Genomic DNA, 13,545 nt, shown 5'->3' with positions numbered 1-13,545 from the left:
ATTTATTCAGGAGGCAACCAGACCATGAATTATGCAAAAGAATCCCTGCGCCTTCACGGCGAATGGAAAGGAAAAATAGAAGTAAAGGCTACCGTGCCTGCCGAAACAGAGACCGATTTAGCACTAGCGTATACACCCGGTGTGGCACAACCCTGTCTGGAAATACAGAAAGATGTAATCAAAAGCTATGAACTGACACGCCGTTGGAATATGGCGGCAGTCATAACGGACGGCACAGCGGTGCTTGGGCTCGGCGACATAGGCCCCGAGGCAGGCATGCCCGTTATGGAAGGAAAATGCGTTCTCTTTAAAGCTTTCGGCGATGTGGATGCCTTTCCGATCTGCATAAAGTCCAAAGACGTAGAGGAGATCGTCAATACAATCCATTTGATATCTGGCGGCTTTGGAGGAATTAATCTTGAGGACATCGCGGCTCCGCGCTGCTTTGAAATCGAGAAAAGACTCAAGGAAAAATGCGATATCCCAATATTTCACGACGACCAGCACGGCACCGCTATTATTACGCTGGCAGGCCTCATTAACGCCCTTAAAATAGTAGGCAAGGAAAAAGAAAATGTCCGTATTGTAGTAAACGGTGCGGGTGCGGCGGGAATTTCAATCACCACACTGCTTTTGACCTACGGATTTAAGGATATTGTAATATGCGACAAGAGCGGCGCGATCTTTAAAGGGCGCGAAAACGACATGGACCCAATCAAGAGTAAAATCGCTGAGGTAACGAATCTCTCAAAACGCGAAGGGGTGCTTGCCGATATGCTTGTCGGGGCCGACGTGTTTATCGGAGTATCTGCTCCAAACACGGTAACAACCGACATGGTACGGCAAATGGCAAAAGATTCCATCCTGTTCGCCTGCGCCAACCCGACGCCGGAGATATTCCCAAAGGAAGCAAAGCTGGGCGGGGCGAAAGTCATTGCAACCGGAAGAAGCGATTTTCCGAACCAAATCAACAATGTGCTGGCGTTCCCGGGTATTTTCCGTGGGGCGTTTGATGTACGCGCATCAGATATAAACGATGAAATGAAGCTTGCTGCCGCCTATGCGCTGGCGTCTCTTGTTTCGGGTGACGAGCTTTCTCCAGAATACATAATTCCACGAGCCTTTGACCGGCGCGTTGGCAAGGCTGTTGCTGCAGCGGTTTCCAAAGCCGCAAGAGACAGCGGTGTCGCGAGAATCTAAGACGATGCAGCAGATCATGTTGATCTCCTCTGTTTCGGACAGCTGTTGTATTGTGCGATATTCAGTTTGAAATGTTAATTCAAAAGGCGCTATTGCCGCTTATATTCTGAAAATCAAAAGCAGGCTGAATAAGCCTGCTTTTTGCGTTTAATAGGGTACATCCCAAAATGTGCTATTGATCCAAAGCGCGAAGAGATTCCGAGCTTTTCGATAGAGTTTTATCTATCAATAATATAGTATTAATAATATTGTACTTATTATATGTATTAGTATATATTGTAAATATAAACACAATTGATTCTAGAGTAAGTCGATGATTGTGTCAAACGTGAACCGGCTCAAAAAAGCTGAAAAGGTATATTCCTTTTCAAAAACAAAAAGGAGAATTTCAAATGAAGTATTTGAGCACAGAGCAACTGGAAGAATTGAGAGAATTTGATACTCCAACCGTATGGAATGCATTAGAAGGATTTAAAATTCGCCCAAATACAACAGGTTTTTGTTATCCTGGCATGTTGCTTCGCACTCCCAACAATAAGCCTATGGTTGGTTATGCCGTAACTGCAAAAGTCTCCGGTGTAGAAGCTCCTACCGCCGAACAGAAAGAGATGATGTTTTCTTTTTTCGAAGATGTACGGAAGGTAGAGGCACCCTCCATTGCCATTGTTCAGGATGTTGACAAACAGCCAATCGGTTCTTTTTGGGGGGAAGTACAGGCTACAACTTTTATGGCTTTAGGTGCCGTCGGTACGTTGACACAAGGCGGTGTAAGGGACCTGAATGAAGTAGGCCCGCTGGGCTTTTATTTTTTCTCGACCGACATTATGGTTGCCCGAGCGGAATCTCATTTAACAGACCATGATTGTCCTGTGGAAATCTGCGGGTTGGCTGTCAATCCTGGTGATCTTATTCATGCGGACCGGCATGGAGTCACTGTTATTCCTTCTGACATTGCCCCTAAATTGGCGGAGGCTTGCCGCAGAGTAGCTAAGTCTGAATTGTTAGTATTGGAGCCTTGCCGTAAAGCTATCCAAACCGGAATAAAGCCAACCGTGGAACAGTTGCGCCAGTGGCGCGGAGATATGGCAAAGCTGAGATAAAAATACAAGTTAGAGTACATAGAAAAATATTCTTGAACCCTTCAACACAGGCCCCGGTATCATGCTGGAGCCTGTATGAATTTTACTCAACAACCGGCACTATATTTTCAAAGGAGTGATTTCACTTGAAAAAATCCAATTCCATCGAATTTGTACATGCTATGGAAATCCTTGACTCGCGGGGAAATCCCACAATAGAAACAGAAATAACTCTTGCAAGCGGAGCAAAAGGAATCGCCGCGGTTCCTTCCGGCGCATCTACCGGCGCGTTTGAAGCAATTGAATTACGGGATGGGGATCAAAAAAGATATCAGGGAAAAGGTGTGCTAAAAGCGGTTGAAAATGTCAACACAACCATTTTCAATCATATAAAAGGAGAGGATGCCTGTAATCAAAGCGGCATCGACCGTCTGATGCTCGAACTCGACGGCACGGAAAATAAATCAAGGCTTGGGGCAAACGCTATCCTATCCGTGTCCCTTGCGGCAGCAAAGGCGGCTGCCGCCGCACTCGACACTCCATTTTACCGATATATAGGAGGCTGTGAATCCCGTACGCTCCCCGTGCCGATGATGAACATTCTGAACGGCGGAGCCCACGCGTCCAATAACATTGATATTCAGGAGTTTATGATTATGCCCGTCGGCGCGCCGTCCTTTTCGGAAGCGCTCCGCTGGTGTACAGAAGTTTTTCACTGCCTTAAAAAAGTACTCTCTGATCGGGGACTTTCAACGGCCGTGGGTGATGAAGGCGGCTTTGCCCCGAATTTAAAAGATGACGAAGACGCGCTGGCGGCGATTACCGAAGCAATTGAAAAAGCCGGATATTTACCGGGAAGCCAGTTCTGCATTGCAATGGATCCGGCGTCCAGCGAATGGTATCAAAAAGACGGTTCTTACCTGCTGACGAAAAAACAAAAGAGGATGTCAGCGGAAGAACTCATTGACTTCTGGGAGGGACTGATTTCCAAGTACCCGATTATCTCACTGGAAGACGGACTCGCTGAAGAGGACTGGGAAGGATGGAAAAAGCTTACCGAAAGACTTGGGCGAAAAGTTCAGCTGGTCGGGGACGACCTTTTTGTCACAAACACCGACCGTCTTGAAAAGGGAATCGGACTGAACGTTTCCAATTCCATTCTCATCAAGCTCAATCAAATCGGCACACTGACCGAAACCCTTGAAGCAATTCAAACCGCGCAAAGGGCAGGCTACACAAGTGTCATTTCTCACCGTTCGGGCGAAACAGCGGACACCACCATTGCAGACCTCGCAGTCGCTGTAAACGCCGGGCAAATCAAGACCGGCGCTCCTTCAAGGAGCGAGAGGGTATCGAAATACAATCGTTTACTTTATATTGAGCGGGAACTTGGAGGTTCCGCAGTGTTTAAAGGAATTTCCTCTTTTTATAATCTTAGCAGAAACTCTATCGGCTAAAGCCGGCAGACTTCAAGTGGTAAAGCCGCCTTTCATTGAGTTTTGTTGTTGCCTTGAGGCCACAAAGCTCTATTGAGAGGCGGACATAAGGAGACGATTTACTTAGGAGGATTTGCAGATGAAAATTGTAGTTCTGGACGGTTATACGGAGAACCCAGGTGATTTAACCTGGGAGGAACTTGAAAACTTAGGGGAACTGACCGTGTACGATCGAACTCCGGCTGACAAAGTTGTTGAAAGAATTGGGGATGCAGAAGCTGTTTATACCAATAAAACTTCGATTACAAAAGCGGTACTGGACGCATGTTCCAATCTGAAATTCATCGGCGTGTTGGCAACCGGCTACAATGTTGTCGATGTGAAAGCGGCAAGGGCAAAGGGAATTCCGGTAGCTAATATCCCCACTTATGGAACGGATGCAGTCTCGCAGTTTGCAATTGCACTCCTGCTCGAGCTGTGCCATCATATTGGTGAACACTCTGATTGTGTTAAAAAGGGTGACTGGACCAATAACGCGGACTGGTGCTTCTGGAATTATCCGTTGGTTGAACTGGCGGGCAAAACGATGGGCATTATTGGTTTCGGCAGAATCGGCCAAAAGACCGGTCAGATTGCACAGGCACTGGGCATGAAAGTCGTTGCCTATGATTCCTACAGAAATGCGGCTTTGGAGAGTGAAACCTGCAAATATGTGGAACTGGAAGAACTGCTGAAAGTATCCGATGTCATCACGCTTCATTGTCCGCTGTTTCCCGCTACAAAAGGCATCATTAATAAAGAAAGCATTTCTAAAATGAAGGACGGCGTCATGATTATCAACAATTCCCGCGGTCCGCTGATTGTAGAGGAGGATCTGAAAGATGCCCTGAACAGCGGAAAGGTAGGCGGGGCGGCTGTTGATGTGGTTTCTACGGAGCCGATTCAAATGGACAATCCGCTCCTCAACGCGAAAAACATCCTAATTACTCCGCACATTTCATGGGCGTCAAAAGAAAGCAGACAGAGGCTGATGAATATTGCTGTTGAGAATCTGGCGATGTTCCTTGCGGGAACTCCTGTGAATATCGTAAATCAGTAAACGTTTTTCTACGGCGATAGGCAGCATATCTATTGACGCGCAGATCATTTTCTGCCCGGGTCCGGCTCTTTTGTCTGCACGTATTAAAGTTTCATATCAGAAAGGTCCTGCCGATCAAAGGCAGGACCTTTTTGATATTAGGCAACAGCCATCCTGTACAGCATCCGTACAAATCAGGCAAGAAAATAAATGTTCATTAAGAATCCGGTTGCAATATATAAAGCGAACATGATTAGACAAAAAGGAATCATCTTTTTTTGGAATTCACTGAAATCTACATCAACATAAGTAGTAAGGAAATACAATGCCGGAATAACGGGGCTGAATCCGCGAAGAGCCTGTCCCATTAAGGACGCCAGACCCACCTGCGTGGCAGTAAACCCATACGCAGTTGCCGTTTCCGCCAGCACCGGGTATAACCCGAAATAAAATGCATCATTATTCAAAATCCATACTGCCGGGCCGCTGATAACGGCAACAAGCAGGTTAAACATGTTTCCCCAGGATTCAGGAATGATGGAAATAAGCCGTTCGGCCATTGCCGTGGCCATTCCGGACTCGCTCAGAACTCCCATCAGAATCCCCGCGCCCAGAATCATCAGAACTACGTTTACAATCCCCTGGGCATTGTGGCTGACTACCTTGCTTTCGTCCTTTAAATTTCTATAATTTACAATCAATGCAATGGATGAAGCAATCGCAAAAACCAGCGGGCCCGGAATTCCAAGGGCAATAATGGAAACCAGAGCCAGGACTGTAAGAACCAGATTGAACCATATGTATTTCGGACGCCTTAATGCAGATTCTTCGGAACTGCATTCAACATCGTTCGCTACAAAATCAGCCGCGATTCCCAGGCGCTTACGCTCCTTCAGACCGACATAGGCCGCCATGGCGAAAGAGGATAACAGACCAGCCACCATCAGCGGCAGCAGGCCTCTGAGCAACACGGTTGCGTCCAGCTTTGCAACAGCCATCAGTCTGGCCGTGGGGCCTCCCCAAGGAAGCAGATTGATAACTCCGTTTGGCATAATGATAAATATGGCGAGATAAACGGGATTGATTTTCAGCTTGGCATATACCGGCATCAGCATGGCACAGCAGATCATAATGGTCGTGGTCCCGTCGCCGTCCAAAGACACTAACGCCGCCAGAATTGCCGTTCCTAAAACGACCCGGAACGGATCCCCTTTGAAAAAGCGCTGAACGATATTGCCCAAAGGATCAAACAATCCCGTACAGAGCATAATACCGAAATAAAGAATGGCAAACACCAACATGGAAATGGTGGTTCCTACACCGATAATTCCTTTCATTGCGTATACAAATGTATTTGTTCCGTACCCCGCAATGAAACCAAACACGATTGGTACAAGGATTAGAGCAGTAAGCGCACTGGTGCGTTTCGTCAAGATCAATGTCATGAAAACGACCAGCATGATGATTCCAACAACTGTAATATACATATTATCCTCCCCTAATAATAGTATCTGTAGACCGTATCTACATTTCGTTTATAAACGGAATTTGCAACTCACGCTTGACATCTTACCGCTGGGTTTTGCATCATGTAATTTTGAATTCGCCCATGCCTTCATAGAGAAAAAGTGGGATAATAAGCATCCGTACTTTCCGGAAGGCTTAATACCGGCAGCTGAACGCCCTTGATGCTTTTGAGCATTTCAAAGGCCTGATTTACCTGCTCATCTTCTCCCTCAAAAGCAAGCACAACAGAGCCCTCTGCTCCCGCCAGTCCACCCGCTGCAATCGGTGTGGCCTTAACGCCGAACAACCGGGAAAGTGCGTCGCATTCATCCATTTTTTCGCCAGAAACCGGAACTAGCCCGCTGGGAACCCCCATTGCCCGTTCAACCCTTTTGAACCCGGCCGCATGACTGGCTTTTTCAATAGTGACCGGTATCAGCTTTTCCATACCGATTGGCAGGATCACATGAAACCCTTTTTTGCGCTGGGCTGCCATAACCTTTCCAATGGTACCGCCGCCGCCTGCGGGATTTCCAAAAAGAACACCCACTTTCCCAAACGGATCCAGCGCATTGACTCCCTTAATATAAACATCCTTTTCCGTTAATTGTTCCAGAATTTCTCCCAATGGGAGCGATTCCTGTAGAATTCCTTTTTTAAAGAACCATGTCTCTTTTGAGGCCTGAAGAGGATCGTGTGCTCCCGGCCCGCGCGATTGGATCATTTTCACTGCCTCGTTGGAGCCGCAAAGCCCCTTTTTGCCGATTACACCGCATACCCACAGTCCCTGCGGCATTTTGCCCATAATCATTTCGTACAGAAAAATGGTAGAACTGCTCGGATGGATTGCAACCATTCCGTTTTTCAGTGCGTCCTGTACCTCCGGCAGATGAAATACTGCCTCAGAAATGAGTCTTTTTGATTCTGTTGGTGTTAATACAACTTCCGCCTGCAATAGATAACTCCCCCTTCTGAATTCGTTATAAATGTCTTTTGCATACTCCTGTCCCTGTTCTTGCCAACCACCAATACTGAAAATGGAAGTCCGTCTCATTTCAGTATAGAAATCAGAATACCGCTCTATGTGATACAGCCCTTCAAGACGCTCCCTCCCCTCTGCACTGCGCACTCTTTTCTATAATAAAATAACTATTATATTTTTGTTTATAATAGATAATATTCTATATAAAGGTAACACGAAATCAAGCCGGCCTACCGCCTCACAGTAAAAAACTTTTTCCATTAATCAATTTTTGATTGTTTGGCAAACACCCTGCCAATTGCATCAAAAATCATATTTTCCGCTTCTTCGAATTGATCTTTTCTGCGTACCAAAAAACCATGGCTGCTGTCAAGGAATCTTCTTGCCGTAACCGGCACGCCCGCCTCTAACAGCCGATACGCATATTTCTCCGTTTCTGCTCCCCATATATCATCACCGCAGGTAAAAATTAAGGTTTCCGGTAATCCGGTCAGCATTTCGCTTGGCGCAAAGAGCGGAGATGCCGTCGGGTCAAGTCTGTATTCATCATCAACATAAGCATCGGTATAAAGCTGGGCAATGTGGGAAGATGCCGTGGGATCAAGCCTGTATTCATCGTCGGCATAGACACTTTTGTATATCTTGGCAAACTCGGGCGGTATCTTATGAGGGTTTTTATAAGCATTCCGTTTAAACTGCGGCGGTGTATACAGATCAAGACACGGATAGTCCAGTATTTGCAATGCAATGTTAAAATCATGCCGCACATTGTTCAATATGGAGACTGCCGCTGCGAGGTTCCCGCCCGCGCTGTGACCGCATAACGAAAGATAAGCCGGATCAATCTGCAATGATTCCCTGTTCCTGACTGCCCATTTCACAACATCGTAGCATTGGTGAAGGGCATAAGGATACTTTTGATCCGGCACCGGTGTATAATCAATATCTATTACTACACAAGCCGCACGGCTGCAAATATTTTTTGCAAACACTGTGTCCTGCTCCCTGTGACTTTTAATAAATCCGCCGCCGTGGATGTTAATAAAAAGGGGATGCCGGGTTTGGTCGGATTCGGGATAATGGATGTAGACATGAGTCTGGCCGTCTCGTGTAGGAACCATCAGATCATCCGTTTTTCTCACATGGTACCTATTCATCAGCTCTTCGCTGACAGTATTTCCAACGCCTGTATCTCTCAAATATTGTATAAGTTGTCTTTGTTCCTGTGAAATCATGATGATTTCCTTTCTTCCCGCTGCATCTGAAACTCTTCCTATTCTGTAAGAAGAACCATTCGGTCTATTTGTCAAGCTGTTTCAGGACCCAAAGGAGCGAATCCGTTAGTTTTATTATAAATTCTAAAGAGAGATAAGTAAAATACGACAAAATCTATTCTTTTTATGGATTAAATTCTATATAACATTTCCCGTACTCGGAAAGGTTCATTTCCTTTCCGTTTCCGGGGCCCATCCTTGCGGAAAAAAGAACCCACTTCGCAAAAGGGTATCCTTTTTAGGAAGTGGGTCCTGTTCATCTAAGCGCATCATCTGGCGTAATTTCAGGAGGGAATAACGATTACACCTCAGTCTCTGCTAAGCGTATATACTGCTGGCCGCTGTGCATATCGTTTTCATAGCGGTAACCTGAGGGGACAGGTCTGGAATATGAGAATTTGATTACCATGATATTATCTACATTAAACTTCTTTACCAAAGCAGGGTCGGTATGGTATAATTCCGCAATTTTTTCCTTTGTAATATTGGGAGAATTCTTAATTTTCTCATAATTCTCCTGATTGTCACAAAAGATTTCCATGGTAACCCAGAACGGGCCTGCATTTTTTGAACGAACATATTTAGAAAGTTCTTTAACAGTAGCCACAATCACACACTCCTTACTTTATATCAATATATTTAAATCTGACGAGTTCAAATGGGTCATCGGTTTCCACTACATGATGCATTCTGAACTCATAGGTAGCGCCTCTCGGTATATGTGCGGGTGAGAACGGGAATGCAAAACTGGGCAGCTGAGCGTTGGGATCTGCAGGGAAATGCAGCAGGTAGGGGTTAAACACCTTTGAAATCTGAGTGGCAAGATCCTGCGTCTTTGCCGTTACGGTCAGCAGCATACCGATTTCTCTGGGAGCAGGAGTTCCCGCAGGAACAGGGCCGGAAATTACTGCATTATAGCCGTAGGCTTTGAAGGCAAAAGAATAATCTTCCGGAGAAATCCCGAGCTTATGAATATACCTATTGACATATTCGCTGATGTTTTTAATCCACAATTCGGGATCGGCCATCACCGCACGGTCTGCAATGCCCACCAGACTGATGGTTTGATAACCTGTGATGCAGGCTCCTTCAATCTTCATGGTATACTGTTTGGCATGCTCAAACTTGGACCCTGTCACATATACGGAACGCTCGTCAACCTGGGTATAAACAGCGTCTTCGGTAAGCACCGTGCCTGCGGGCTCGGTCAGGTGATAAGGGTCGGCATTTTCATAAAGCATATGTGCAGACACGCTGTAGGGAGTACAGTGTGCTTTGGGTAGTAATGTAGTAACTTGGAATCCTTTTTCATCTACAGTCAGGAATACGCCCTTGGCGTCGGTGTCGTCGGTACACTGCGAACCGCATTCCACGGTCTTGGCGCCATGCCACGCGGCTCCTTCATTGCAGCCCATCTTTATGGGCAAAGCCGCAATAATGGCGGTGTCGGTGGTTCTGCCGCACAAAACAACGTCGGCGCCATCCTCATAAGCTTTAATATAGGGTTCAGAGCCCATCAGCGCGACAATATTGGTGCACTCATCGAAAGTTTCTTTGGTTATCGTGGGAGCGCCTTCCAATTCATGAATCTTGCCTTCATCAAACTTCTTTTTCAGAACTTCCGGATCCTGCTGAGAGTAAACCTTTGCGATTTTGCCGGTGTATCCTTTTTCTCTATAGATTTCCTCGACAATTTCCGCACACAGGTCAACCATATTGTCAGTACCGCAAGTGCCGCAGGTACCGACAAACACGGGAATACCCAGCTTTTTTCCGCCTACTGTGCAAATCTCCAGATCATTTTTCAGCATGGCCCTTGAGTACTTGCACATGCCGTTTGCCAGATAAGCGGGGCCGGAATCGGTTGATCCGGCATCAACTGCAATCACATCAGGCTTCATGGAAAGGCCGTTATCAAATGCTTCAGGATTTATACCGCCGCCTAAACTTCCGATTGGCATTAGAATCTTACACGTTTTCATAAATATCTCCTTCATTTAGCATTATATTTATCAGCACTGCCATATTAGGGGGATAATATTGGCAGCTATGACCGAATCAGTAAATATAGGGTGAGCAATGTCTAATTCGATATTGTAAATATAGCATTTTTTAAATTTAACAAATATATTTACATTTCATTGATAATAGTATATACTTTAAACAAATGATAAGTAAAATACTATTTTATATATACAAATGATAAATATATGTCTATGGAAAGGGGGAATTTTAGTGAACGATCGTCAGCTTAAATACATTTTGACAATCGCACGAGAGGGAAATTTAACATCTGCTGCGCAAAAGCTGTATATTAGTCAGCCGTCTTTAAGCAGTATGCTCGCACATGTGGAAGAAGAGCTTGATGTGAAATTGTTCGATCGGACTGTTTCTCCCTTAAAACTGACATATGCCGGCGAGCAGTATATCAACGCCGCAGAACAGATTCTCAGTATTATAAATGATCTGAATCACAATCTGGAGCGAATCTCCAATTCATTGGCCGGTCGTTTGAATATCGGTTGCAGCTCCTACTTTTCCTCAACACTGATTCCTTATATCATCCCTGTTTTTAAGAACCGATACAGTGATGTACAGATTAATTTAACCGAGGGAGAACGCATGGATCTTGAAAAAAAATTGATGTCAGGGAATCTCGATTTGATTTTTACCACCTATGGGAATTCCGAGAATAAAAATATTGAGTATATTCCGCTCTATAAAGAAGAGTTTGTATTAATTTCCCCTTTAAGTTATGTCCCCGATTCCTATTCTGAATCCGATCAGTCAACGGATAGTCTTGTCGACCTGAAGACTTTAGAGAACGAATCATTCGTTCTCATGAAACCCGAGCACCAGTTGCGATTTACTATTGACAGAATTTTCCAGGATAGCGGTTTTATCCCAAAGGTAATTTTGGAAACCGACAGCTGGAAAACTTGTCTCAGCCTGGCAGCGGAGGGAATGGCATTTACGATTCTTCCTAACTCCGAGTATGGAATGCCCGTCGATCGTTTAAAATTTTTTCGAATTAACCAGACGTATTATCGAAGTATGTTCTTATGCAATCGCAAAGGAGCATTTCGCACCAAAATCATGGATGAATTTATTAATTTCACCATTTCGCTTCTTAAACAAAGGAAAAAAGAATAGAAGTATTGTTTGGCATCTGTTTCTCAGTTTGCAGAGCAATTAAAACGTGCATTTATTACAGCGTTGGTGGATTTTTACCATAAAAAAACGATAAGAACCAAAGCATACGCTTTGGTTCTTATCGTTTTTTTGGTGGGAGAGGATGGATTCGGACCATCGAAGCTATAAAGCAACAGATTTACAGTCTGCCCCCTTTGGCCACTCGGGAACTCTCCCATATTTTATTTACAAGTTTTCACTTATTTACAAATGGAGCTGGCAGACGGACTTGAACCCCCGACCTGCTGATTACAAATCATTTCGATCTATTATTACCATTTTTGAGCCACAATGCGGCTCTTTTTATATTATTAATAAAGGAGGAAGTTAAATGAGCACACAACAACGCGATGAAATCGAAACCATAAAAGAGAGAAATATCAGCATAAAACTTTCAGATGCCGATGTGGAAAGGCTTTGTAACAAGACTGGAGAATCCGGGTTGACAGTATCTGAATTATTCCAAAACTTCGTTGGTGATTTAGTTGACGGAACTTATAGTAATGGCTCTGACGAAAGAATGTATGCCAATCAATGGTTTGACAGATGTTGGTTTGGCATGGGTTTCGGTGAAACAAGTTTTCTTCAGTGGCTTATTACAAATGAAAGTGTGTCTGACGCAATAGAGGAATGGATTGATTTGCAATCTTACGGGGAACAGGAAGATCTCGACGAGGACGACTTAGAGGATGTTGGATTTATTAAAGAGAACCTGAATGAACTTTTTGAGGGATACAAAGGGGAACGAGGGGCATCACAGGATAGTACGCTTGAAAATGAAATGGAAAAGGTAATGCAATGGCATGATGAGATGACCAAAATAATGAATTCAAAAAAAGAACTCACTTCTGATACCAGTAGCAAATTGGAAGAGGCCAACCATGTAGATTGTAAGACACTTTCTGGCATTGTTCAGAAAGAATGTTCTACAAATTCTCACGCTCCGTCAAATGAACCATCTATGGATTTTGATGAAGGCCCCGAAATGGAGATGTAAAGCGATCTATTGACAATTTATCACAAAAGATTAATAATTATATCAAGGAACAATGCTGATTCCCAACGTCAGGAGGGACGGGTATGAAAAAGACAATTGATGAAATAAGAAGTACAGTAGCGCCGATTGCTGAAAAATACAATGTGGAACATGTTTACCTGTTTGGCTCTTATGCCCGCGGAGATGCTGACGAGAACAGCGACATTGACCTGCGTATTGATAAAGGCGCACTAAGAGGTATGTTTGCTCTATGCGGCTTGTATACAGAGTTGGAAGCTGCATTGAATAAAAAAATCGACCTGCTAACTACAGCGAGTCTGGATGATGATTTTCTTGACCGAATAAAAAATGAGGAAGTGCTTTTATATGCAGAACAATTCCCGCAACGCAGATATTCTTAAACATATCATATCGTATTGCGATCAAATAGAAGACACTGTCCAACGATTCGGAAAAGAATATGATATTTTTGAAGGAGATCCCGTTTATAAAAACGCAACGGCATTGTGTGTTCTACAGATTGGAGAGCTTACTAAGCATCTTACCGATGACTTTAAGCAGAGCTATAATCAGGTCCCATGGGTACAAATCAAAGCCCTCCGAAATATAGTAGCGCATAATTATGGCAAAATTGACAGTCAAAGTCTATGGGAAACCATTACAGAAGATATTCCCCTATTGAAAGCTTACTGCTCTAAGATTATAGACCAGTTTGACATCCTCATGCAGGAGAGCAAACCCCATTTAGACGAGGATGAAGAACAGGACATGGAGCTATTGTAGATACATCACATATTCTGT

13 protein-coding genes and 1 tRNA gene are annotated in these 13,545 nt (G+C 44.5%); 8 read left to right on the top strand and 6 right to left on the bottom strand.

What is annotated here, in order from left to right; genetic code table 11:
* Positions 1-24 precede the first annotated feature (24 nt).
* The 4 genes from J5W02_RS10320 (at position 25) to J5W02_RS10305 (ending at position 4,814) form a co-directional block, all read left to right on the top strand.
* Positions 25-1,200, top strand: a complete 1,176-nt coding sequence (locus tag J5W02_RS10320; RefSeq protein ID WP_219965595.1) for an NAD(P)-dependent malic enzyme — start codon at positions 25-27, stop codon at positions 1,198-1,200.
* Between the two features lie 392 nt (positions 1,201-1,592).
* Positions 1,593-2,300 carry an RraA family protein gene (locus J5W02_RS10315; protein ID WP_219965594.1) on the top strand — a complete coding sequence of 236 codons (708 nt, stop codon included), beginning with the start codon at positions 1,593-1,595 and terminating at the stop codon, positions 2,298-2,300.
* 125 nt (positions 2,301-2,425) lie between these two features.
* Positions 2,426-3,736, top strand: coding sequence for a phosphopyruvate hydratase (gene eno / locus J5W02_RS10310; RefSeq protein ID WP_219965593.1), 1,311 nt, complete (start codon positions 2,426-2,428; stop codon positions 3,734-3,736).
* Positions 3,737-3,854: 118 nt separating this feature from the next.
* Positions 3,855-4,814, top strand: coding sequence for a D-2-hydroxyacid dehydrogenase (locus J5W02_RS10305; RefSeq protein WP_219965592.1), 960 nt, complete (start codon positions 3,855-3,857; stop codon positions 4,812-4,814).
* Between the two features lie 173 nt (positions 4,815-4,987).
* Here J5W02_RS10305 and J5W02_RS10300 read toward each other — a convergent pair whose 3' ends face one another.
* From J5W02_RS10300 to J5W02_RS10280, 5 genes are all read right to left on the bottom strand, one after another.
* Positions 4,988-6,280: a CitMHS family transporter gene (locus tag J5W02_RS10300; protein ID WP_219965591.1), complete on the bottom strand. Its 1,293-nt coding sequence runs from the start codon at positions 6,278-6,280 to the stop codon at positions 4,988-4,990.
* A gap of 128 nt (positions 6,281-6,408) precedes the next feature.
* Positions 6,409-7,254, bottom strand: a complete 846-nt coding sequence (locus J5W02_RS10295) for a hypothetical protein (RefSeq protein WP_219965590.1) — start codon at positions 7,252-7,254, stop codon at positions 6,409-6,411.
* 287 nt (positions 7,255-7,541) lie between these two features.
* Positions 7,542-8,480 (bottom strand): alpha/beta hydrolase, encoded by a 939-nt coding sequence (locus J5W02_RS10290; protein ID WP_219965589.1) that lies wholly within the window; start codon positions 8,478-8,480, stop codon positions 7,542-7,544.
* A gap of 376 nt (positions 8,481-8,856) precedes the next feature.
* Complete coding sequence (locus J5W02_RS10285) at positions 8,857-9,162, bottom strand: DUF4387 domain-containing protein (protein ID WP_219965588.1); 306 nt, start codon at positions 9,160-9,162, stop codon at positions 8,857-8,859.
* A 13-nt stretch (positions 9,163-9,175) separates the two neighbouring features.
* Positions 9,176-10,537, bottom strand: coding sequence for an acyclic terpene utilization AtuA family protein (locus J5W02_RS10280; RefSeq protein WP_219965587.1), 1,362 nt, complete (start codon positions 10,535-10,537; stop codon positions 9,176-9,178).
* A gap of 253 nt (positions 10,538-10,790) precedes the next feature.
* Here J5W02_RS10280 and J5W02_RS10275 point away from each other — a divergent pair, with 253 nt between their 5' ends.
* Complete coding sequence (locus tag J5W02_RS10275; RefSeq protein ID WP_219965586.1) at positions 10,791-11,708, top strand: LysR family transcriptional regulator; 918 nt, start codon at positions 10,791-10,793, stop codon at positions 11,706-11,708.
* A gap of 130 nt (positions 11,709-11,838) precedes the next feature.
* On the opposite strand, the gene J5W02_RS10270 is transcribed toward J5W02_RS10275, so the two are convergent.
* Positions 11,839-11,924: transfer RNA gene (locus J5W02_RS10270), tRNA-Tyr, on the bottom strand.
* A gap of 154 nt (positions 11,925-12,078) precedes the next feature.
* Here J5W02_RS10270 and J5W02_RS10265 point away from each other — a divergent pair.
* From J5W02_RS10265 to J5W02_RS10255, 3 genes are all read left to right on the top strand, one after another.
* Entirely contained in the window at positions 12,079-12,744 is a 666-nt protein-coding gene (locus J5W02_RS10265; protein WP_219965585.1) for a molecular chaperone GrpE, read from the top strand.
* A gap of 83 nt (positions 12,745-12,827) precedes the next feature.
* A complete protein-coding gene (locus tag J5W02_RS10260) occupies positions 12,828-13,145 on the top strand; it encodes a nucleotidyltransferase family protein (protein WP_219965584.1) in 318 nt (105 codons plus the stop codon).
* Complete coding sequence (locus tag J5W02_RS10255) at positions 13,111-13,527, top strand: HepT-like ribonuclease domain-containing protein (RefSeq protein ID WP_255575678.1); 417 nt, start codon at positions 13,111-13,113, stop codon at positions 13,525-13,527. Before J5W02_RS10260 ends, J5W02_RS10255 begins: the two co-directional genes overlap by 35 nt.
* The last annotated feature ends 18 nt before the right edge of the window (positions 13,528-13,545 follow it).

The organism is Caproiciproducens faecalis, from assembly GCF_019448085.1.
GTDB lineage: Bacteria > Bacillota > Clostridia > Oscillospirales > Acutalibacteraceae > Caproiciproducens > Caproiciproducens faecalis.
This window is presented reverse-complemented; position numbering and strand designations above follow the sequence as displayed.

Coding starts and splice junctions, on each gene's coding strand:
- J5W02_RS10320 (WP_219965595.1), top strand. CDS start 25: ATGAATTATGCAAAAGAATCCCTGCGCCTTCACGGCGAATGGAAAGGA.
- J5W02_RS10315 (WP_219965594.1), top strand. CDS start 1,593: ATGAAGTATTTGAGCACAGAGCAACTGGAAGAATTGAGAGAATTTGAT.
- J5W02_RS10305 (WP_219965592.1), top strand. CDS start 3,855: ATGAAAATTGTAGTTCTGGACGGTTATACGGAGAACCCAGGTGATTTA.
- J5W02_RS10300 (WP_219965591.1), bottom strand. CDS start 6,280: ATGTATATTACAGTTGTTGGAATCATCATGCTGGTCGTTTTCATGACA.
- J5W02_RS10280 (WP_219965587.1), bottom strand. CDS start 10,537: ATGAAAACGTGTAAGATTCTAATGCCAATCGGAAGTTTAGGCGGCGGT.
- J5W02_RS10265 (WP_219965585.1), top strand. CDS start 12,079: ATGAGCACACAACAACGCGATGAAATCGAAACCATAAAAGAGAGAAAT.
- J5W02_RS10260 (WP_219965584.1), top strand. CDS start 12,828: ATGAAAAAGACAATTGATGAAATAAGAAGTACAGTAGCGCCGATTGCT.
- J5W02_RS10255 (WP_255575678.1), top strand. CDS start 13,111: ATGCAGAACAATTCCCGCAACGCAGATATTCTTAAACATATCATATCG.